This is a genomic window from Streptomyces sp. NPDC001204, from assembly GCF_053598035.1.
Genome location: NZ_JBSFJL010000014.1, coordinates 1 through 21,291 on the forward strand (window position 1 = coordinate 1; position 21,291 = coordinate 21,291).

Below are 21,291 nucleotides of genomic sequence, written 5' to 3' on the forward strand. Positions count from 1 at the left end.
TGTACTCACCCTCTCGGGCTTTCCTCCGGGCTTCCCTTCGGTGTTTCCGACTCTATCAGATCTTTTTCCGATCCGATTTCCTCGGCGCTTTCCAGGTTCCCGCTTTCGCGTTTCCCTTTCCGGCGATTCCGACTTTACCAGAACTTTTGAGCCAGTCTGACCGGCCCTCGTTTCCGATTCATCGGGAGAGGCTTCTTCATGATCGATCTTGTCGACATGTACAGAAGCAGATAGACGCTCACTGTCACCCTCGTGGAAGTCCACCTCCGGGCAACTGTTTGAATCTACCTCCCCACCCGACCCGTGTCAACGGCTCCGGTGCGGCGAAGAGGAGATTAGCAGCTCGGCGGGCCCAAACGCACATCAGGCGGCCGTCGGCACGGTCGCGCTTCGCTCGGTTGGCGCAACGTCCCCTGTACCGCCGGCCCGTGCCGCTCGACCGCCGAGGACGTAGACGTAGGCCAGGAAGGCCAGCTCCGCGACGATCCCGATTCCTATGCGGGCCCAGGTGGGCAGGCCCGACGGCGTGACGAAGCCTTCGATGGCTCCGGAGACGAAGAGGACGAGGGCCAGGCCGATCGCCATGCCCAGCGCGGCTCGGCCTTCTTCGGCGAGAGCGACGCGTCGGGAGCGGGGGCCGGGATCGATGACCGTCCAGCCGAGGCGCAGCCCGGTACCGGCGGCGACGAAGACCGCCGTCAGTTCGAGCAGACCGTGCGGGAGGACGAGGCCGAGGAATGTGTCGAGCCGGCCTGCCGAGGACATCAGGCCGATGCCCACACCCAGGTTGAGCATGTTCTGGAAGAGGATCCACAGGACCGGCAGTCCCAGGAAGACGCCCAGGACCAGGCACATCGCGGCGGCCTGGGCGTTGTTCGTCCAGACCTGGGCGGCGAAGGCGGCCGCGGGGTGACTGGAGTAGTAGGTCTCGTACTCGCCGCCGGGGCGGGTGAGCTGCCGCAGCTCACTCGGGGCCGCGATCGCGGCCTGTACCTCGGGGTGCGTACCGATCCACCATCCCAGGAGCGCCGCGACGACGGTGGACAGGAGCGCGGTGGGAACCCACCAGTGGCGGGCCCGGTAGACCGCTGCGGGGAAGCCCTCCAGCAGGAAGCGGGTGACGTCCCGCCACGAGGCGCGGCGTGTCCCGGTCACGGCGCTGCGCGCGGCCGCCACGAGTTGGCTGAGCCGCCCCGTCAGTTGCGGGTCGGGCGCGCTGGACTGGATCAGGGAGAGGTGGGTGGCGGTGCGCTGGTAGAGGGCGACGAGCTCGTCGGCCTCCGTGCCGGTGAGCCGGCGTCGGCGCCGGAGCAGGGTGTCGAGGCGGTCCCATTCCGCTCGGTGGGCGGAGACGAAGACGTCCAGGTCCATCGTGTCTGCCTGCTCCTCGGCTGGTTGTTCGACAACTCGTCGGCGGTGTCAGCTTGTCCTACTGCGGCGCGGTCGCCCTCAGCTTGGCAGACTGGCCCCTCTCGGGGCAGGCCAGGGGAAGGACGACGGGCGTGAGTGAGCTGGTGACGGGTGAGGCCGTGGCGCTGGAGGTGCGCCCGGCGAGGCTGCCCAGCAGGGCACTGGCGGTGATCCTCGACCTCGTCGTTACGGTGATGGTGTACATGGCCGTGTCCTTGGCTCTCGTGGCGTCCACCGCTTCCCTGGACGAGGCCGCCCGGATCGCGGTGTCGATCGGGGCGTTTCTGCTCGTGCTGGTCGGGGGGCCGATAGCCGTGGAGACGCTCAGCCACGGGCGGTCGCTCGGGAAGATGGCATGCGGGCTGCGTGTGGTCCGGGACGACGGCGGGCCGATCCGGTTCCGGCACGCGCTCGTGCGTGGGGCGATCGGTGTGGTCGAGATTCTGCTGACGTCCGGGGTCGTCGCCTGTATCGCCTCGCTGGTGTCGTCGCGGGGGCGTCGGCTGGGAGACGTGTTCGCGGGCACCCTGGTCGTACGGGAGCGGGTGCCGGCCGGGCAGGCGACCGCGGTGCCTCCGCCGCCGCCCTGGCTGGCGGGGCGTTTCTCCGCTCTCGATCTGTCGGCGGTTCCCGACGGGCTGTGGCTGGCGGTCCGGCAGTACCTGACGCGGATGCAGACTCTGGATCCGCAGGTCGGCTGGAGCATGGCCGAGCGGCTCGCCGCCGATCTCGCCGCCCGCACCGGGACTCCGGCGCCGCGCGAGGTTCCGCCGGCCATGTATCTGGCGGCGGTGTTGCAGGAGCGGCAGGCGCGTGAGGCCCGGCGCGCGTTCGGCGGCGGCTCGGCGACGGGCGCGTCCGTCGGGGAGGCCGGCGTCCCGGTCGCCGGGTCCGGCACGGCGCCCGGTGCTCCCGGCTTCCCGGCGCCGCAACCGCCGGCCCACGGCGTGCCGCAGCCGCCGGCGCACGGCGTCGGCGAGCAGCCGGGGACTCGCGTATCCGCCGCTGAGGCTTCACCCGCCGTACCTCAGGACACCGCTTCCCGGGGCGCCCCGGCCCGGGGCGCCCCGTCCACGGGCCTCCCGGCGCAGCACGCGGCGTCCGAGGACACATCGCCGACCGAGCGTCCCGGTACCGGGTTCGTGCCGCCGGCCTGACGCGTCGGCCGGTCCGGGTCCGTCAACCTCATTCACCCTTCCTCAACCTCCTTCGCCCTCTCCCGGCCTTCCCCGCCCGCAGGCTCAGGAGTCGAAGACCGACGGGGGTGACTGAAGGTCCTCCAGCTCGATGCCGGGGGCCGCCAGAACCACGTCCCCGGCGATGTGCACGGTGTGCTGTTCGCCCGTGTCCAGGGCTGTGACCTGGTATTCGTCCACGATCAGCGGGCCGTTGTCAGTGGCGTGTGCTTCTCTTTCCACCAGAGCCCAGGACTGGTCCACGGTGCGGGGGGCGAGGACCGGATCCGTGAAGGCCACGAGGCGGACGCGGGTCGCGGAGGCGGAGGGGGTGAGGCGCAGGAGACGGGCGGTGGCGATGAGGAACGCGGGGGATGTGCCGGTGAAGGCGTGGGCGCGCGCAGTGCCTTCGGTGGCATGGATGCCGGTGGGGTCGGTGCGGACCCAGGTGACGCCGTCGAGGGCGGCACCGCGCACCTGCCAGCCTCCCGCGTGGAGTTCGAGGCGGATGGGGCGGCCGAGGTCGTCGATGGCGAGGTCGACGGAACCGTGATGGGCGCCCGAGGGGGTGGTCAGCTGGGATACGTAGCGCCAGCCGGAGGGGCCGGGGGCGCAATGGAAGTGCTCTTCCGCGAGGGGGGTGTGATCGTGCGGATCGTGGAGCGAATAACGGCCGCGGGGCATGGGGGTCCTGGGGTGTGACGGGGTGGTCCGGCCGCTTCGGCACTGCGGGCAGGCGGGCGTGACGGCCGCCGGTCCGGTCGGCACCGCTGGTCCGGCCGAAAGGGGCAGGCCCCCGACACGGGGGTGCGGGGGCCTGCCTCGAAGGACCTGACTGAGACGCGGGGTGCGGCTCGGTGGTGGTCAGTAGCGGTAGTGGTCCGACTTGTACGGGCCGTCGACCTCCACGCCGATGTACGCGGCCTGCTCGGGGCGCAGCGTGGTGAGCTTGACGCCGAGGGCGTCCAGGTGGAGGCGGGCGACCTTCTCGTCGAGGTGCTTGGGCAGCACGTAGACGCCGGTCGGGTACTCGTCGGGCTTGGTGAACAGCTCGATCTGGGCCAGAGTCTGGTCCGCGAAGGAGTTGGACATCACGAACGACGGGTGACCGGTGGCGTTGCCCAGGTTCAGCAGGCGGCCCTCGGACAGCACGATGATCTTCTTGCCGTCCGGGAAGGTCCAGGTGTGGACCTGCGGCTTGACCTCGTCCTTGACGATGCCGGGGACGTTGGCGAGGCCGGCCATGTCGATCTCGTTGTCGAAGTGACCGATGTTGCCGACGATGGCCTGGTGCTTCATCTTCGCCATGTCGGAGGCGAGGATGATGTCCTTGTTGCCGGTGGTGGTGACGAAGATGTCGGCCGTCTCGACGACCTCGTCCAGCGTGGTGACCTGGTAGCCGTCCATCGCCGCCTGGAGGGCGCAGATCGGGTCGATCTCGGTGATGATCACGCGGGCGCCCTGGCCGCGCAGGGACTCCGCGCAGCCCTTGCCCACGTCGCCGTAGCCGCACACGACCGCGGTCTTGCCGCCGATCAGGACGTCGGTGGCGCGGTTGATCCCGTCGACCAGGGAGTGCCGGCAGCCGTACTTGTTGTCGAACTTCGACTTGGTGACCGCATCGTTGACGTTGATCGCCGGGAACAGGAGGGTGCCCTCGCGCTGCATCTCGTACAGACGGTGCACGCCGGTGGTGGTCTCCTCGGTGACGCCCCGGATCTCGGAGGCCAGCTGGGTCCACTTCTGCGGGCTCTCACCCAGAGTGCGGTTCAGCAGCTCCAGGATGACGCGGTGCTCGTCAGACTCGGCGGTGTCGGGCGAGGGGACCTTGCCGTCCTTCTCGTACTCGACGCCCTTGTGGACCAGCAGGGTGGCGTCGCCGCCGTCGTCCAGGATCATGTTCGGGCCGCCGGTGGGGCTGTCCGGCCAGGTCAGCGCCTGCTCGGTGCACCACCAGTACTCCTGGAGGGTCTCGCCCTTCCAGGCGAAGACCGGGATGCCCTGCGGGTTGTCGGGGGTGCCGTCGGGGCCGACGGCGATGGCGGCGGCCGCGTGGTCCTGCGTGGAGAAGATGTTGCAGGACGCCCAGCGGACCCGCGCGCCGAGGGCCGTCAGGGTCTCGATCAGGACGGCGGTCTGCACGGTCATGTGCAGGGAGCCGGTGATGCGGGCGCCCTTGAGCGGCTGCTGCTCGGCGTACTCCGCGCGGATCGCCATCAGGCCAGGCATCTCGTGCTCGGCGAGGGAGATCTCCTTGCGGCCGAACTCGGCCAGGGACAGGTCGGCGACCTTGAAGTCCTGTCGGTTCTCGACAGTCGTCATGGGGTGCTGCTCCTCGGGGTTGGGGCGAGGTGGGTACGGCTGACCTGCGCGGCGGCGGACACAGGGTGCCCGAAGAGGACACAGGCATGCCCGCGTGCGCGCAGCACAGTCCGTCGGAGGCCCTCTCTCCCTCGGCCGGCCTCTGCTCGGGCCGCCCGACCGCCATCAGCAGCGACGTCTGGCTCCGTCCCAAGCTACACCGCGAAGAGCGGCGGCCCACAGTCCGTGTCCGGACACACAGGACGTCCGCGGGGCCTCGTGATCGTCGCCGGGGCGGCCGGGATCAGTGGCCGGTGGGGTGCGGGGCGGGTCCGCCCGGGGTGGCCTCGCGGTCCGGGCCCTTGGCCGCCTCGGCCTCGCTGTAGATGTCCGGTTCCAGGTAGATGACGCGGGCGATGGGCACGGCGTCGCGGATGCGGGCCTCGGCTGCGTTGATGGCGGCGGCGACCTCGGCGGCCGTGTCGTCGTGCTGGACGGCGACCTTGGCGGCGATGAGCAGTTCCTCGGGGCCGAGGTGGAGCGTGCGCATGTGGATGACGCCGGTGACGGTGTCGCCGTCGACCATGGCGGTCTCGATCTGCCGGACCACGTCGGTGCCGGCGGCCTCGCCGAGCAGCAGGGACTTGGTCTCGGCGGACAGGACGAGGGCGATCAGCACGAGCAGGGCGCCGATGCAGACCGTGCCGATGCCGTCCCAGAGCCCGTCGCCGGTGAGCAGGGCGAGGCCCACGCCGCCGAGGGCGAGGACGAGACCGATCAGCGCGCCGAAGTCCTCCAGGAGCACGACCGGCAGTTCGGGGGCCTTGGCGCGGCGGATGAACTGCGGCCAGGACAGCTTGCCGCGCAGTGCGTCGGCCTCCTTGACAGCCGTGCGGAAGGAGAAGCCCTCGGCGACGATCGCGAAGACGAGGACGCCCACCGGCCAGTACCAGTGCTCCACTTCGTGCGGGTTGCGGATCTTCTCGATGCCCTCGTAGATGGCGAACATGCCGCCGACGGAGAACAGGACGATGGAGACGAGGAAGGCGTAGACGTACCGTTCGCGGCCGTAGCCGAAGGGGTGTTGCGGGGTCGCCTCGCGCTGGGCCCGCTTGCCGCCGATCAGCAGCAGGAACTGGTTGCCGGAGTCGGCGAGGGAGTGCACGCCCTCGGCGAGCATCGACGAGGAGCCGCTGAAGGCGAATGCCACGAACTTGGCTACCGCGATGGCAAGGTTGGCGCCGAGTGCCGCCATGATCGCCTTGGTGCCGCCTGACGCGCTCATCTGTTCGCGTTGTCCCTTCGCCGTCGTACTCGCTTGCGGCCTTGGCCAGTCCTCGGCCGGTGGGTCATTGTCGCAGCCCGGTTCGGCGACGGTTACCCGGGCGGCGGCCCGTTGGGCCGCCGCCCGCGCGGTCATACGACGACGGTGGCCCGGAACAGGGTGCCGGTGCCGGACACTTCGGTCTTTTCGCCGGCGGGGACGAACACGGACTGCCCCGGGGCGAGTTCCTGTTCGCCGGTCCGGACGGAGCCGGCCGCGCAGAGCAGGATCTGCGGGGTGTCGAGGGTGAGGTCGCGTTCGGCGTCGGTGCCCTCGGGCAGGACGTAGCGGGACAGGCGGAACTCGTCGACAGGGGTGTCGTAGACCTCCTCGCCGTCGGGGCCGGCCTCCGGGCACAGGATGCCGGGGTCGCGGGCCTCGAAGCGGACGATGCGCAGGAGTTCGGGGACGTCGACGTGCTTGGGGGTCAGGCCGCAGCGCAGGACGTTGTCCGAGTTGGCCATGATCTCCACGCCCAGGCCGTTGAGGTAGGCGTGCGGGATGCCGGCGCCGAGGAAGACCGCCTCGCCCGGCTTGAGGCGGAAGTGGTTGAGGAGCATCGCGGCCAGCACGCCCGGGTCGCCCGGGTAGTGGCGGGCGATGCCGGCGTAGGGGGCGTGGTCGCCGCCGAGGCGGGCACAGGCGGCCGCGGCCTCGGCGACCGTCGCGGCCATCTCCTCGCGGTCGGCGGTGAGGAGGGCGGTGAGGACCTCGCGCAGGGCGGCTTCCTCGGGGCGGGCGCGCAGCACGTCGACGTACGGCTTGAGGGAGTCGACACCGAGGGCGTCGAGCAGTTCGGCGGCCCGGTTCGGCGCGCGGAAGCCGCACAGGCCGTCGAACTCTGTGAGCGCGCAGACCAGTTCGGGCTTGTGGTTGGCGTCCTTGTAGTTGCGGTGCGGGGCGTCGGCGGGGACGCCTCGGCGCTCCTCGTCGGCGTATCCCTCCTTGGCCTGTGCCAGGTCGGGGTGGACCTGGAGGGAGAGCGGGGCGCCGGCCGCGAGGATCTTGAGCAGGAAGGGCAGGCGCGGGCCGAACTTCGCGACCGTCTTGGCGCCCAGTTCCTCCTCCGGGCCGGCCTCGATGACCTCGGCGAGGGTGCCGCGTGCGGTGCGCGAGGGTGCGCCCGGATGGGCCCCCATCCACAGCTCCGCCTGGGGTTCGCCGCTCGGCTCTGCACCCAGCAGGTGCGGGATGGCGGTGGTGGAACCCCAGGCGTAGGGGCGGATCGTGTTGTCGAGGCGGTCCATGCGCTTCTCTCTGCGGTTCTGGGCTGTTCTCGGCGTTCTCGGCGTTCTCGGCGTTCTCGGCGTTCTCGGCGTTCTCAGCGTTCTCGTCTGCGCTCAAGGACAGATCAGGTGCCGGAGGCGAGCGCCAGGTAAACGGCGGTGAAATCCGTGACGGCGATCAGTTCCGCGAGGGTCTCGAGATCGTCGCCGGGGTCCGGCTCCAGCTCGCTGATCGGCGTGTCGTGGCTGAGGGCGAGGTCTCGGGCGGCCGGGGCGGCGGTCAGGCCGCCGAGCGGGCGGTCGCGCAGCAGCACCACGCGCGCGTGCAGGGCGGGCCGCTCCTCGACGCGGTCGCGGAAGAAGTCGTCCGGGTCGGCACTGGCGGCCAGCGGACCGGCGAGCAGCGCGGTGTGCGCGGCGAGGGCTTCGGGCAGTTCGGCGACGATCGCGGGGATGCCGGACAGTTCGGCGAGCCCGGCGGCGAACCGGCGTCCCGCGGGGCCCGCGGAGGCGCCCTCGGTCCAGATGACCGGCAGCGCGTCGGCGAGTTCGGCGGCGAGGGTCTTGGCCGGGTTGCTGTAGGTGACGATGGCGGGTCCGCAGCGTTCGGCGATGTGGTCCAGCCGGTCGGCGGCCCTTTCCAGGGAGTCGGGCGGGGCGGTGAGCAGGCCGACGCGGTCCAGGAGCGCCAGCAGCGGCGTGAGCAGCGCCCACAGGACGCCGGGGGCGGATCCGGCGAGGGGTTCGCCGTGGTCGTAGGGGGCCGTGGCCATGGGGATGAACAGGCCGCGGGCGCCCTCGAGGGCCTCGGCGAGCGGCGTCCCCGCCGGGGCCACGGCGACGACAGTGCAGCCGCGCCGGTAGGCCTGCTCGGCGAGCAGGGACAGGCTCGGCTCGGTGCCGTCCGGGGTGGCGATCAGCAGCAGGTCGACGGAGCCTGCCCAGCCGGGCAGCTCCCAGCGCAGGGCTCCGGCGGCGGAGGCCACGCCCGTGGGTGCCAGCCGGGTCACGGGGCTGCCCGCGCCGGCGAGCGTGCCGAGCAGGTCGGCCGCGTGGGTGGCGGCGGCGCCGGGGCCGGCGATCAGGACGGCGCGGGGGCGGCCGTCGGGCCTGAGGCCGCTCACGCCGGCCTCGGCGGCGTTCCGGGCGGCGGTCCGGACGCGGGCGCCGGCCTCGGCGGCACCGCGGAGCAGTCCGCGGCGGTCGGCCTGGGCGAGCCCCTCCGGGGCGTCGAGCAGCGATTCGTCGAGCATGGGCGGCAGCCTCCCGATCGGGCACCGAGCGCCGGGTCGTCTTCGTGCGGACAGCGGAGCCCGTCCGGGCGAGGCGCTGGGCCTCTTCCGGACGGGTCTGCGTCACGCGGGGCGGCGGGCCTCGTCGACGAGCAGGACGGGGATGCCGTCGCGGACGGGGTACGCCAGACCGCAGTCCTGCCCGGTGCAGACCAGCTCGGCGTCCTGCTCCTTGAGGGGGGCGTGGCAGGCCGGGCAGGCGAGGATCTCCAGAAGGCCGGCTTCGAGCGGCATGGGGTTTCCCTTCGGGCGGGCGGGGTGGGTGCGTCGGTGCGGTCGTACGGACGTGCCTGGTCAGGGTACCGCCGGTGGGGGCGGCGTGGCGGGGTCGGGCCGGGCCCGCACGCCCGGACGCCGCCCTGGCGGGGGGTGGACGGCCCCTCAGCCCCGGATGATCGCCAGGGCCTCGTCCCGCACCTTGGCCATCGTCGCCTCGTCACGGGCCTCGGCGTTCAGCCGCAGCAGCGGCTCGGTGTTGGACGGGCGGACGTTGAACCACCAGTCCGCGGCGGTGACGGTGAGGCCGTCGAGTTCGTCGAGGGTGACGTCCGCGCGACCGGCGTAGGCCGACCTGATGGCGGCGAGGCGGGCGGCCTGGTCGTCGACCGTGGAATTGATCTCCCCGGAACCGGCATAGCGGTCGTACTGGGCGACGAGGGCCGACAGGGGGCCGTCCTGGCCGCCCAGGGCCGCGAGGACGTGCAGGGCGGCCAGCATGCCGGTGTCGGCGTTCCAGAAGTCCTTGAAGTAGTAGTGCGCGGAGTGCTCACCGCCGAAGATCGCCCCGGTCCTCGCCATCTCGGCCTTGATGAAGGAGTGGCCCACGCGGGTACGGGCGGGCGTGCCGCCGTTCTCCTCGACGACCTCCGGGACCGACCAGGAGGTGATGAGGTTGTGGATGATCACGCCCTTGCCGCCGTTCTTCGCCAGCTCACGGGCGGCGACCAGCGCGGTGATCGCCGACGGGGAGACCGGCTCGCCGCGCTCGTCGACCACGAAGCAGCGGTCGGCGTCGCCGTCGAAGGCGATGCCGAGGTCGGCGCCCTCCGCGCGGACCCGCTTCTGGAGGTCGACGAGGTTGGCCGGGTCCAGGGGGTTGGCCTCGTGGTTGGGGAAGGTGCCGTCCAGTTCGAAGTACATCGGGACGAGGTCGACGGACAGACCGTCGAAGACGGTCGGGACCGTGTGGCCGCCCATGCCGTTGCCCGCGTCGACGACGACCTTCAGGGGGCGGAGGGAGTCCAGGTCGACGAGGGAGCGCAGGTACGCCGCGTAGTCACGCAACGTGTCGCGCCGGCTGATCGTCCCCTGCCGGGCGGCCGGCTCAGGGGCGCCCGAGGCGAGCCACCGCTCGACCAGTTCGCGGATCTCCGCCAGCCCGGAGTCCTGGCCGACGGGGGCCGCGCCCGCGCGGCACATCTTGATGCCGTTGTACCTGGCCGGGTTGTGCGAGGCCGTGAACATCGCGCCGGGCAGGTCCAGGGCGCCGGAGGCGTAGTACAGCTGGTCCGTGGAGCACAGGCCGATCCCGGTGACGTCCGCGCCGTGGCGCGCCGCGCCGCGGGCGAAGGCCCGGGCCAGGCCCGGCGAGGAGGGCCTCATGTCGTGGCCGGTCACGAGGGCGTCGGCGCCGGTCACCTGGGCGAAGGCCGCCCCGAAGAGTTCGGCCAGCGGCTCGTCCCACTGGTCCGGGACCACCCCGCGTACGTCGTACGCCTTCACGATCTGCGACAGATCAGCAGCCACGGCCAGCCCTTCTGAGGTCCTATCGGTCACCACAAACTACCGTCGGCATGCGAACAGAAGGCGGCGGAGGCGAGGGCCGCGGGTGGCGGAAGGATTTCGCGGGCTGCCCGGCGTCAGTTGTCGGGCGACCGGAGCACGCGCAGGTGGCCGCGGCGGGCGACCTCCATCGGGTCCGCGGTACGCGCGCCGCCACCGGCCTCGGCCGCTCGTTCCTGGGGCCTGGCCGCCTCGCGCACGGCGTTGGCAAGCGCTTCCAGATCGTCTCCGCTGGGCCGCGCGGGAGCGGAGCCGTCGAGGAGCCGGACGACCTCCCAGCCCCGGGGCGCGGTGAGGCGCTCGGAGTGCTCGGCGCACAGGTCGTAGCAGTGGGGTTCGGCGTAGGTGGCGAGCGGGCCGAGGACAGCGGTCGAGTCGGCGTAGACGTACGTCAGCGTCGCTACGGCGGGACGGCCGCAAGCGGTGCGCGAACAGCGACGTACAAGGCTCACGACGATGGACGGTACCGCACTCTTGAGCGGGCCGCGACGACTCTCCACCAGGCCACTCCACCGTGTCGCGGTATGAAACGTCCCGGACACACCTTCTGTCACACTTCGCTGACCTGCGGGAACGCCCCCTGTCGGAATCTCGAACAAGTCGGATCCGGTCACGACCGGGTACAAAATCAGTCAATTACCTTGATATCGACGGTCCTGGAGAGATATGGAATCGAGCCCCAGCTTGGCTGAAATGCTCACCGGGCGAGCGGCCACGGCGGGGCGGGTACGGCGTCCGGCGCGGGGTCCGATGCCGTGTCCGGTGCGGCACCCGGCGCAGCGTCCGGCACGGGTCCGGCACGGGGTCCGCAATGACGCGCGGGACCGGGCACCCGGGGACGCCGGGGACTACTCTTCACCAGTGATGGACAACCCTGTACCGCCCCGTGCCGCCGGCCCCGGGCCCCGCCGACGTGATCGCCACGGCCGGGGCATGCGCGGCCCGATCGCCCCGCCGCAGGTGCCGCTCGCCGCGAGCCGGGCCGAGGCGTTCGCGGATCTGGTGCAGGACTCCGTGGACCGGCTGGAGCGGCGCTGGCCGCAACTGGCCGACGTCGACTTCTTCGTGGTGGAGGTGCCGCGGCTGGACGGGCCGGGGCAGCCGTGGAGCGACGAGGCGGTGCCGCTCGGGGGCACGGTCGCGTCGCGTGAGGGGCGACGCGCGCGTGTGGTCGTCTACCGGCGGCCGGTGGAGATCCGCACCAAGGGCCGCGACGAGCGCGCCGCCCTGGTGCACGAGATCGTCGTCGAGCAGGTGGCAGAGCTGCTGGGGCTGACCCCGGAGACGGTCGACCCCCGGTACGGCGAGGACTGACCGCCCCGGTACGGCGAGGACAGCCCCGGCCCGTCGCCGGGCCGCCCTCGGGCCGCCCGGCTCACTTCTGCAGTACTGACAGATCCTGCTCCGCGCGCGGCACCGCCACCATCCCGCGGTCGTCCGGCAGCGTCTGGATCGTGAAGCCGGAGTTGCCCTCCCCCGACGCCGTGAGGGTGCGCGCCCCGTAGACCGGGCCGCCGGAGATCCGCTCCACCGTGAGCGCGTACGTCCCCTTCAGGCCGGACGGCACCGGCGGGGCGATGTCCTGGGTCGTGCCTTCCTTGATCGTGTAGGTCTTCGAGACGGCCGTGCCGCCCCCGCTGCCCGCCGACGCGGTGACCTTGACCTGTGCGGTGGCGGTGGGAGCCGTCAGCGACAGCGTCGAGCCCTTGGCGCTGTTGTCGGGCGAGGTCGCCCGGGTCACGAACGGGCCGGCCGCCGGGATGAACGCCGTCTCCTGCCGGTCGCCCTTGCCCCTGAGGACCCGCAGCGCCGCGACCACGGGCACCGACCGCGAGGTCGGGGTCAGCACCAGCGACCCCGCCTCCTCGCGCGTGACCTCGCCGAGGTCGACGGCGGTCGTCATCCCGCCCTTGAGGTGGACCGTCTCGTGTCCGGCGGGCGTGATCAGCCCGGACGGGGAGGCGAGGCGCACCTTCAGGTCGGCGTCGGAGTCGGCGGGCGTGAAGGCGATCAGCCGTACGTCCGTGGCGTCCTTGGGGATGCCCGGGAGCACGAGGCTGCCCGCCGGGTCCACGGACGCCGCCAGCCAGTCCCCGCCCAGACTGTTGTCGAGGGCCTGCACCGCCGCCCCGACCCGGCCGCTGCGCACGCTCACGTGCACCGTGAGGTCCTGCTGCGCCGAGTCGGTGAGCGTGGACAGCAGGAGCGGCTCGCTGGAGTGCGGCGCGACGGTGATGCCCTCGCCGGCGGGCGACTTCACGGCGCCCTCCGCGCCGTAGAGCTCGATGTCGACGACGGCCGGGGAGTCGTCCGGGTTGGTCAGGTGGATGTAGTCGGACCGCGCGGCGGCCGTGCTCGCGCCGGGGAACCAGAACTGGGTGTCCGGCGCGGTGCAGGTCACGCCCAGCACCCCGCGGCCGGCGCCCACGGCGACCTCGGTGGTCTGCTGCACCGTCCAGCCGGGCGCGAACTTGCCCTCGGCCGTGCCGATCAGCGCGGGCGCTTCCCCGCCCGAGGTGTCACGGGTGACGGGTGTGCCGGGCTCCTTGGGTTCCAGGACCGACTTGGCGGTCTTGTTCTTTCCGCCGTCCTTGGTCTTGCCCGTGGAGCCGCCCTTGGCCGTGTCCTTCCCGTCACCCGTGTCCGACTGCTCGGTGGCGGGCATGAGCTGGGCCTTGCCCGTGCCGCCGGTGCCCGTGGTCACGGGGGTGAAGGACGTGTACGCGGTGTCGGCTATGTCGGAGGTGCTCGGCGCCGGGCACACCAGCGTCGTGCGCTCGACGGGCAGTTGCGCGCCCGCCGTGGCGGAGCCGGCGCCCGCGGCGTCCGGCGTGTCCAGCGCGGCGAATCCGGTGACGGCGGCGAGCGCGGTCACGCCGGCGATCAGGGACAGGGTCGTGCGGTTCACTGCTGGCTCCCGTCGGGGCGCTCGTTGCCGTTGCCGTGCGGGTGGTGCTGAGCCGGGTCGTACGGCTCCTCGTATCCCTGCTGGTACGTCTGGCCGTAGGGCGCCGCCGGGGTCTGGCCGCCGTAGCCGTACTGGTCGTACTGGCCGCCCTGGTACGGGTCGGGCGGGTACGCCTGGTCGTAGCCGCCCGCCGGGTACTGCTGGGGCTGGGCGCCCTGGTACTGGCCGTCGCCCTCGTACTGGCCGTCGCCGTAGGCGCCGTACTCGGTCGCGGCTCCCGCGTAGGCGGTGGTGTCCCACTCGTCGTAGGACTGCTGGTGCGGGACGGCGGCGGGCTCCTCGTCCGGGGCGGGAGCCGGCACGGTGCCGGGTTCCGCCGCGAACTCCTGCCGCCCGAACTCCTCCTGACCGAACTCGTCCTGGCCCGCTTCGCCCTGTCCGGCCTCGTCTGCCTCGGCCTCGGCCTGGGCCCGCAGCCTGCGGGCCCGGCGGCCCTCCCCGGCGACGGCCTGGGCGGGAACGAGCTCCTCCTCCGGCAGGTCGTCGTCGACGTCGCGGCGCCGGCCGGGCAGGGCGAGCACGACGAGGACTACGGCGAGGGCGCCCTGGGCCCACAGCCAGGCCGTGTGGCTGAACGGGTCCTCGAAGGTGACGTCCAGCTTGCCGCCGGAGGCGGGGAGCTGGAAGCCCTGGGCCCAGTCGTCGACGGTGGTGCGGGTGAGCGGCCTGCCGTCCAGGGTGGCCGTCCAGCCCGCGTCCGCGGAATCGGCCAGGCGCAGCACGCGGCCCTCGGCCCCGGACGGGATCGTGGTGTGGATCTCGACGGGTCCGGCGGCGACGGGCTCGGCGGTGCCGGAGCCCGCGGCGGGCACGATGGCGGCGCGCGAGACCTCCTGGTTCACCCGCCACAGGGCGCTGCCGTCCTGCTGGCTGAGCCGGGTCAGGCCGGGCGTGGCGTCCAGGACGCGGCTGACGTCGCGGGGCGCGCCCTTGTGGACCAGGACGTAGCGCACGGCGAAACCGCCGAGCTGGCCGGCCTGGTCGGCGCCGGAGCCGGCGACCAGGTTGGCGACGACCTTGTCCAGTTGCTTGTTCCCGCCGTTCACCGCGGCGAGTTCGGCGTCGCCCATGCGGGCACCGGAGCCGCGTACGAGCATGTAGCCGACGTGGGCGGGCGAGTCGCTGTCGAGAACCAGGGTGCGGGCCTGGTCGCGGGTGCCGCTCTCCTCGGCGACGAACGCGGGCACCTGCACGGGGTCGCGCCGCTCCACCGGGCCGTCGGCGCCGCCGATCATCCAGCCGGCGGCGACGAGCAGGGGGCCGGCGGCCGAGGCGAAGGCGATCAGCGCGGCGACCGGCTGGCGCCAGCCGAAGCTCTGCTCGGCCACGCGGGCACGTGCCCCGTCGGCGCCGATCACGGCGGCGGCGAGGAGGGCGAGGCCGTAGACGAGGGTGGCCGGGCCGGCCCAGGTGGAGCCGTTGGACAGCACGGCGAAGACGAGCGCCACCAGGGCGACCGCCCAGGCCGTCCAGATCGCGAACTGGCGCTCGGAGCGCAGCAGGGCGGCCAGCGCGGCCAGGACGATGCCGATGAGCATCAGCCCGTGCATCGTGCCGGGGCCGCCGGGGCCGGCGCCGAGCAGGTCGAGCGCGGAGGCGGCCGAGGCGCCGTACTCGAGGCCGGCCTCGTGGAAGAAGCCGAACGGCAGCAGCGACAGCGACCAGGGCGCGAGGACCAGCAGCGGGGTGCCCAACTGCGCCAGGAAGCGCAGCCCGTGGGCCACGATGTCGTCGCGGCGCACGACCAGCACGCCGAGGCCGAGCAGGAGCGCGATGGGCCACACGATCGGCGTGAACGCGGTGGTGATGGTCAGCAGCAGCGCGTACGCCCAGGTGGCCCGCCAACTTCCACGGGCGCCGGGGGCTTTGGCCAGGCCGGCGGCCGCGACGCCGGCGCGGGCGATCAGCGGCAGCAGCACGGCCAGTACGGCGGTGCCGATGCGGCCGCCGGCCAGCGCGCCGGTGGTGGCCGGCAGGAAGGCGTAGGCGACGGCGCCCCAGGCGCGCAGCAGGCGGGAGGGGACCAGCGGGCGGGAGGCGAAGTACGCGGTGAATCCGGCCAGCGGTACCGAGCCGACCAGCAGGACGGTGACCGCGAGCCCGGTCGAGCCGAGCAGCAGGGAGGCGAGCGTCGCGACCATCGCCAGGTACGGAGGCGCGGACGGGGTGCCGCCCGCGCCCACCGGGTGCCAGGAGTCGAGGTAGCGCGACCACAGTTCGGAGGAGTCGGCGGGCGCGGGCAGCAGGGCGCCGCCCGCGAGCGCGCCGCCGCCGAGCAGACCACGGCAGGCGGCCAGGGAGACGAACAGCAGCACCAGGAAGAGCACCGGGCCGGGTTTGCGGGCGATGCGCTTGAGACGCGCGAACTGCTCGATCTCCAGGAAGTCGGCGTCGTCGCCGCCGGGCCCGGACTCGATCGCGCCGCCGTGCCGGCCGGCCGAGGACGCCTCGGCGTCGGAGCCGCCCATGAGGTTGCCCGCGACCTGTTCCACTGTGACGCGGATGGTGGCGCCCGGCGGTGGGAGCAGCGCCCGCAGCTCCCCCTTGTCGATCTGTGGCTTGCCGCGTCTGCCGCGGCCCGCGATGATCCGCTCGGGCCGCAGCAGGACGCCCATCAGACCGCGGATCTCGTCGACGGCCTGCCCCGGCACCTTGCCGACGAGGTAGGCGACGGTCCGCAGCAGGGTGCCCAGGACCAGGCGCAGCAGCACCCAGGGCAGCGCTGCCGTGCGGGTGTTGACGAGCAGGGTGTAGACGGCGCCGGCCTTGTCGACCTTGTGCGGGGAGGCGGCGGTGCGGCCGACGCAGTCGACGGTGCGGCGCTCGCGGGAGGCCGCCTCGGCGTGCCGTACGACGGCTTCGGGGGCGACCAGGACACGGTGGCCGGCGGAGAGGGCACGCCAGCACAGGTCGACGTCGTCGCGCATCAGGGGGAGCCGGCGGTCGAACCCGCCCAGTTCCTCGAAGATGTCACGCCGGATCAGCATTCCGGCGGTGGACACCGACAGCACGGGCCTGACGTGGTCGTGCTGGCCCTGGTCCTGCTCGCGTCGGTCGAGGCCGGTCCAACGGCGTCCGGAGTTGGCGATGCTGACGCCCACTTCGAGGAGCTGCCTGCGGTCGTACCAGCCGCGCAGCTTGGGACCGACCACCGCCACGTCGTCCCGGCCGAGTTCGTACTCGTTCTCCACGACGCGCAGCAGCTGGGCCAGGGCGTCGGGTTCGGGGGCGCAGTCGTCGTGCAGCAGCCACAGCCACTGCACCGGCTCCCCGTACGGCAGTTCGGGCAGGTCGTAGGTCTCGTCGCGCCAGGTGCGCGTAACGGGGTCCCAGCTGCTGGGGCGCTTGAGGTACGGCAGGTCGTCCGGGGTGAGGACCGGGGCGCTGTGAACGGCCTCCTCGACGGCCTGTCCGAAGCCGGTGCGCCGGGCGAGGTGCAGGACGCGGTCGGCGCCGAGGGCGTCGGTGACCACCTGGGCCGACTCGTCCGCGCTGCCGGTGTCGGCGGCCACGGCGCACTGCACGGGGCGCTCCTGGCCGAGCAGGCCGGCGAGCGCGTCGGGCAGCCAGCGCGCGCCGTCGTGGGAGACGAGCACGGCGGTGACGACGTGGCGCGGGTACTCCGGTGTGCCGGTCTGGTCGGACACCGTCGCACGCGCGGGGTCGGGCACTGGGGCAGCGCCGTCGTAGTGGGCTGCCGTATGGCTGTGCACGGACATCGAGATACGGGCCCCGGTTCGGTGGACTTCGGTGGACGCCCGTGCCCGGTGGGGGCAAGGGGGCGTGTCGGACGAGCGACCACACTATCGGCTGGCCAACAAGGCGGCCCGCCGCCTGTGGATAACCCACCTGCGACGGGCCGTTCGTGACGTTTTCCGGGGGATGTGAGCGGAGCCTGCGGTGGTACGGCGGTCAGACGGCCGCCTTCTTCAGCCGGCGGCGCTCCCGCTCGGACAGACCGCCCCAGATGCCGAAGCGCTCGTCGTTGGCGAGGGCGTACTCGAGGCACTCGGAGCGGACCTCGCAGGCGAGGCAGACCTTCTTGGCCTCGCGGGTGGAGCCGCCCTTCTCGGGGAAGAAGGACTCGGGGTCGGTCTGGGCGCACAGCGCGCGCTCCTGCCAGCCGAGTTCCTCGTCCGCGTCGTCGACCAGCAGTTGCTGCACCAGCTCGGTCATGTGCGCCCCTCGTCTGTCTTTCGCGTCCCCGTGATGCAGCCGTTATCTGTCCGGCTGAACGACACGAGTGAAATTACAAGTGTGCTGCTCCGGGCGAGTCAAGCCGAGATCTGCTATTGAGCCCCTTATTCACTCTGCGGAACCAAGGCCATGCGGAAAGTGTTCAAATCGTCATAAACCCTGACACACGGTCGAGGCTCCGAAGGTCTCGCGCCCCACGCGGAGCCCGCACAGGGAAGGACGCCCCGGACTTCGATCTCGTTCCGACACGCACACCGAAGCGACCTGGATCACGGTCTGATCACGGGATCGCAACGGGGCTTGCGCGCCCGGCATGTGCGCCATGTGTCCCCGTACCCCCACGAGCAAACCTTTCATCTGCGAGATGAACCGGATGAGGTGAAACATGTCCCACATTCCGGGCGTCAAGTTGACAGTGGGGGTGTGAGCCGCTTGCCTAGAGGGCATGCTCGCGAACTCGGCACTCACCACGACCCGCACCGCCGGGTCCCTCGGTGCTGCCCACGCTCGCTGCAGCTGTCGCTGTTACGGCTGTTGAGCCCCCGCGCGTCACGCGTGCTCCAGCCGTCGTCCGGACCTTTTCGGCCGGGCCCCCGTTCCCTCTGACCTTCTTTCACCGAGGAACCTCCCCACCCTCATGAACAGCGACAGCGACCTCCAGATCGCCGGCGACCTCCTCGAAGTCCCGCACCTGCTCCAGGCCCCCCGCGAACACCCCTCCACCGTGGCCGAGTTCGTCGGCCTGGCCCGCTCCCTCGCGGCCGACCGCGCCCAGTGGGCGCACCTCGTCCGCTACGACGCGACGACCCGCTGGTACCACCGGCTGCGCACCGGCCCGGGCTACGAGGTGTGGCTGCTGTCCTGGGTGCCCGGACAGGGCAGCGGACTCCACGACCACGGCCCCTCCTCCGGCGTGCTCACGGTCCTGGACGGCCAGCTGACCGAGCGCACCGCGCGGGCCACGCGCGCGCTGGGCGCGGGCGCTCAGCGCGTGTTCGCACCCGGATACGCGCACGAGGTCGTCAACGACTCGCTGGAGCCGGCGGTCAGCCTGCACGTGTACTTCCCCGGCCTGACCGAGATGCCCATGCACGCCCGGTCCTCGACCGGGGCGGCCCACACCGCCGCCCAGTGCGCGGGGGTCCTCCCCGGCCCGGCGGGCGCGGCCGGCGCCTGAGCCGCCGGCGGGGGACGTGTCCCTTGTCCACAGGCCGCTGTCCACAGGCCGCACCGAGTCGGCCCGGCGGCTGACACACTGTGCCCATGCGGATTGTGGTTCTGGCAGGCGGCATCGGTGGTGCCCGGTTCCTGCGCGGCCTGAAGCGGGCCGTGCCGGACGCGGACATCACGGTCATCGGCAACACCGGCGACGACATCCACCTCTTCGGGCTGAAGATCTGCCCGGACCTGGACACGGTGATGTACACGCTCGGCGGCGGCATCGACGAGGAGCAGGGCTGGGGCCGGACCGACGAGACCTTCCATCTCAAGGAGGAGCTCGCGGCGTACGGCGTAGGACCGGACTGGTTCGGCCTGGGCGACCGCGACTTCGCCACGCACATCGTGCGCACTCAGATGATCGGCGCCGGGTATCCGCTCAGCGCGGTGACCGAGGCGCTGTGCGACCGGTGGAAGCCGGGGGTGCGGCTGATCCCGATGACCGACGACCGGGTGGAGACGCATGTCGCGGTCACGCTGCCCGACAGCGGCGCCACCCCGGGTCCCGGCGAGCGCAAGGCCGTCCACTTCCAGGAGTACTGGGTGCGGCTGCGGGCCTCGGTACCGGCGGAAGCCGTGGTGCCGGTCGGCGCGGAACAGGCCAAGCCGGCGCCCGGCGTGCTGGAGGCGATCGCGCAGGCCGACGTGATCCTCTTCCCGCCGTCCAACCCCGTCGTCTCCATCGGCACCATCCTCGCGGTGCCCGGCATCCGGGAGGCCATCGCCGACGCGGGGGTACCGGTGATCGGCCTGTCCCCCATCGTCGGGGACGCGCCCGTGCGCGGCATGGCCGACAAGGTCCTCGCCGCGGTCGGCGTGGAGTCCACGGCCGCGGCGGTGGCCGAGCACTACGGCTCGGGGCTGCTGGACGGCTGGCTCGTCGACACGGTCGACGAGGCCTCGGTCGAGCGGGTCGAGACCGCGGGCATCCGGTGCAGGGCGGTGCCGCTGATGATGACCGACGTCGACGCCGCCGCCCGGATGGCGGGCGAGGCGCTCGCACTGGCCGAGGAGGTGCGCGGAGCATGAGCGGCACGACGGAGGAGTCACCGGCCGGCGCCCCGGAGTTCCGGGTCTGGGCGGTGCCCGGGATCCCCGAGGTCGCACAGGGGGACGAGCTGGCCAAGCTGATCGCCGGCGCGGAGCCCGGACTGGCCGACGGGGACGTTCTGCTCGTCACCTCGAAGATCGTCTCCAAGGCCGAGGGGCGGCTGGTCCGGGCGGCCGACCGGGAGGCCGCGATCGATGCCGAGACCGTACGGGTCGTGGCCCGGCGCGGAGCGCTGCGGATCGTGCAGAACCGGCAGGGGCACGTCATGGCGGCCGCCGGAGTCGACGCGTCCAACACCCCTCCCGGCACGGTGCTGTTGCTGCCGGAGGATCCGGACGCGTCCGCGCGCGCGATCAGGGACGGGCTGCGCGACGCCCTCGGCGTCACCGTCGGAGTGCTCGTCACCGACACCTTCGGGCGGCCCTGGCGCGCGGGGCTCACCGACGTCGCCATCGGCGCCGCGGGCGTACGCGTGCTGGACGATCTGCGCGGCGGCACGGACGCGCACGGCAACCCGCTGAGCGCCACCGTCGTCGCCACCGCCGACGAACTCGCCGCCGCGGGCGACCTGGTCAAGGGCAAGGCAGCCGGGCTGCCCGTCGCGGTGGTGCGCGGGCTGCGGCACGTGGTGGCCGAGGAGAACGGTGAGGACGAGGGAGGAGCGCGGGTCATGGTGCGTGACGCGCGCGACGACATGTTCCGGCTGGGGACCTCCGAGGCCGTGCGGGAGGCGGTGACCCAGCGGCGTACCGTGCGGTCCTTCACCGACGAGCCCGTCGATCCCGGCGCGGTGCGGCGGGCGGTGGCCGCGGCGGTGACCGCGCCCGCGCCGCACCACACCACGCCGTGGCGGTTCGTGCTCCTCGAGTCCGCGCAGTCGCGCACCCGGCTGCTCGACGCGATGCGGGAGGCCTGGATCGCGGACCTGCGGCGGGACGGAAAGAGCGAGGAGTCGATCGCCCGGCGGATCCGGCGCGGTGACGTGCTGCGCAACGCGCCGTACCTCGTGGTGCCGTGCCTCGTCATGGACGGTTCGCACGAGTACGGCGACGAGCGGCGGGACGGCGCCGAGCGGGAGATGTTCGTGGTCGCCACCGGGGCCGGGGTGCAGAACTTCCTGGTCGCGCTGGCCGGGGAGCGGCTCGGCTCGGCGTGGGTGTCCTCGACGATGTTCTGCCGGGACGTGGTGCGCGAGGTGCTGGGGCTGCCCGCGGACTGGGATCCGATGGGGGCGGTCGCCGTCGGGCATCCGGCGGAGCAGCCGAAGCCGCGGCCGGAGCGGGACGCGGGCGCGTTCGTCGTCACCCTGTGACCGCATAGGCTCGTACGGCACCTCAAGGCAACCCT

General features: G+C 72.6%; 18 protein-coding genes. 5 read left to right on the forward strand and 13 right to left on the reverse strand.

The window, feature by feature from the left end:
• The coding region (locus tag ACWC91_RS20250) for a hypothetical protein (RefSeq protein WP_450643501.1) at positions 1–264 on the reverse strand (264 nt) is incomplete at its 3' end.
• A 99-nt stretch (positions 265–363) separates the two neighbouring features.
• The gene (locus tag ACWC91_RS20255; protein ID WP_225074877.1) at positions 364–1,371 is read right to left on the reverse strand and encodes a stage II sporulation protein M; all 1,008 of its coding nucleotides are present in this window, start codon (positions 1,369–1,371) and stop codon (positions 364–366) included.
• 131 nt (positions 1,372–1,502) lie between these two features.
• Here ACWC91_RS20255 and ACWC91_RS20260 point away from each other — a divergent pair, with 131 nt between their 5' ends.
• Positions 1,503–2,567, forward strand: coding sequence for an RDD family protein (locus ACWC91_RS20260; protein ID WP_450643500.1), 1,065 nt, complete (start codon positions 1,503–1,505; stop codon positions 2,565–2,567).
• A gap of 84 nt (positions 2,568–2,651) precedes the next feature.
• On the opposite strand, the gene ACWC91_RS20265 is transcribed toward ACWC91_RS20260, so the two are convergent.
• The 8 genes from ACWC91_RS20265 to ACWC91_RS20300 form a co-directional block, all read right to left on the reverse strand.
• Positions 2,652–3,269 carry a hypothetical protein gene (locus tag ACWC91_RS20265; RefSeq protein ID WP_450643499.1) on the reverse strand — a complete coding sequence of 206 codons (618 nt, stop codon included), beginning with the start codon at positions 3,267–3,269 and terminating at the stop codon, positions 2,652–2,654.
• 180 nt (positions 3,270–3,449) lie between these two features.
• Entirely contained in the window at positions 3,450–4,907 is a 1,458-nt protein-coding gene (ahcY, locus tag ACWC91_RS20270; protein WP_225074874.1) for an adenosylhomocysteinase, read from the reverse strand.
• Positions 4,908–5,190: 283 nt separating this feature from the next.
• A complete protein-coding gene (locus ACWC91_RS20275; RefSeq protein WP_450643498.1) occupies positions 5,191–6,171 on the reverse strand; it encodes a cation diffusion facilitator family transporter in 981 nt (326 codons plus the stop codon).
• Between the two features lie 131 nt (positions 6,172–6,302).
• On the reverse strand, positions 6,303–7,457 hold the full coding sequence (gene manA, locus ACWC91_RS20280) for a mannose-6-phosphate isomerase, class I (RefSeq protein WP_450643497.1): 1,155 nt from the start codon (positions 7,455–7,457) through the stop codon (positions 6,303–6,305).
• Between the two features lie 104 nt (positions 7,458–7,561).
• Complete coding sequence (locus tag ACWC91_RS20285) at positions 7,562–8,689, reverse strand: SIS domain-containing protein (protein ID WP_141360462.1); 1,128 nt, start codon at positions 8,687–8,689, stop codon at positions 7,562–7,564.
• Positions 8,690–8,791: 102 nt separating this feature from the next.
• Positions 8,792–8,962, reverse strand: coding sequence for a Trm112 family protein (locus ACWC91_RS20290; protein WP_225074871.1), 171 nt, complete (start codon positions 8,960–8,962; stop codon positions 8,792–8,794).
• A 147-nt stretch (positions 8,963–9,109) separates the two neighbouring features.
• Positions 9,110–10,474 carry a phosphomannomutase/phosphoglucomutase gene (locus ACWC91_RS20295; protein ID WP_225074870.1) on the reverse strand — a complete coding sequence of 455 codons (1,365 nt, stop codon included), beginning with the start codon at positions 10,472–10,474 and terminating at the stop codon, positions 9,110–9,112.
• A 113-nt stretch (positions 10,475–10,587) separates the two neighbouring features.
• The gene (locus ACWC91_RS20300; RefSeq protein WP_141360459.1) at positions 10,588–11,010 is read right to left on the reverse strand and encodes a DUF3499 domain-containing protein; all 423 of its coding nucleotides are present in this window, start codon (positions 11,008–11,010) and stop codon (positions 10,588–10,590) included.
• Between the two features lie 364 nt (positions 11,011–11,374).
• Here ACWC91_RS20300 and ACWC91_RS20305 point away from each other — a divergent pair, with 364 nt between their 5' ends.
• The gene (locus tag ACWC91_RS20305) at positions 11,375–11,824 is read left to right on the forward strand and encodes a metallopeptidase family protein (protein WP_225074869.1); all 450 of its coding nucleotides are present in this window, start codon (positions 11,375–11,377) and stop codon (positions 11,822–11,824) included.
• A 61-nt stretch (positions 11,825–11,885) separates the two neighbouring features.
• Here ACWC91_RS20305 and ACWC91_RS20310 read toward each other — a convergent pair whose 3' ends face one another.
• The 3 genes from ACWC91_RS20310 to ACWC91_RS20320 all read right to left on the reverse strand — a co-directional run bounded on the left by ACWC91_RS20310 (position 11,886) and on the right by ACWC91_RS20320 (position 17,654).
• A complete protein-coding gene (locus ACWC91_RS20310) occupies positions 11,886–13,418 on the reverse strand; it encodes a DUF5719 family protein (protein WP_376500150.1) in 1,533 nt (510 codons plus the stop codon).
• Positions 13,415–17,197: a glycosyltransferase gene (locus tag ACWC91_RS20315; RefSeq protein WP_376500152.1), complete on the reverse strand. Its 3,783-nt coding sequence runs from the start codon at positions 17,195–17,197 to the stop codon at positions 13,415–13,417. The genes ACWC91_RS20310 and ACWC91_RS20315 overlap by 4 nt, the downstream gene beginning before the upstream one ends.
• Before the next feature lie 193 nt (positions 17,198–17,390).
• Positions 17,391–17,654: a WhiB family transcriptional regulator gene (locus ACWC91_RS20320; protein ID WP_003975777.1), complete on the reverse strand. Its 264-nt coding sequence runs from the start codon at positions 17,652–17,654 to the stop codon at positions 17,391–17,393.
• 658 nt (positions 17,655–18,312) lie between these two features.
• Between ACWC91_RS20320 and ACWC91_RS20325 the strand changes: the two genes are divergently transcribed.
• From ACWC91_RS20325 to ACWC91_RS20335, 3 genes are all read left to right on the forward strand, one after another.
• Positions 18,313–18,852, forward strand: coding sequence for a cysteine dioxygenase (locus ACWC91_RS20325; protein ID WP_225074866.1), 540 nt, complete (start codon positions 18,313–18,315; stop codon positions 18,850–18,852).
• 86 nt (positions 18,853–18,938) lie between these two features.
• Positions 18,939–19,922: a 2-phospho-L-lactate transferase gene (gene cofD / locus ACWC91_RS20330; RefSeq protein ID WP_281154493.1), complete on the forward strand. Its 984-nt coding sequence runs from the start codon at positions 18,939–18,941 to the stop codon at positions 19,920–19,922.
• Positions 19,919–21,256: a coenzyme F420-0:L-glutamate ligase gene (locus ACWC91_RS20335; protein WP_225074864.1), complete on the forward strand. Its 1,338-nt coding sequence runs from the start codon at positions 19,919–19,921 to the stop codon at positions 21,254–21,256. Before cofD ends, ACWC91_RS20335 begins: the two co-directional genes overlap by 4 nt.
• The last annotated feature ends 35 nt before the right edge of the window (positions 21,257–21,291 follow it).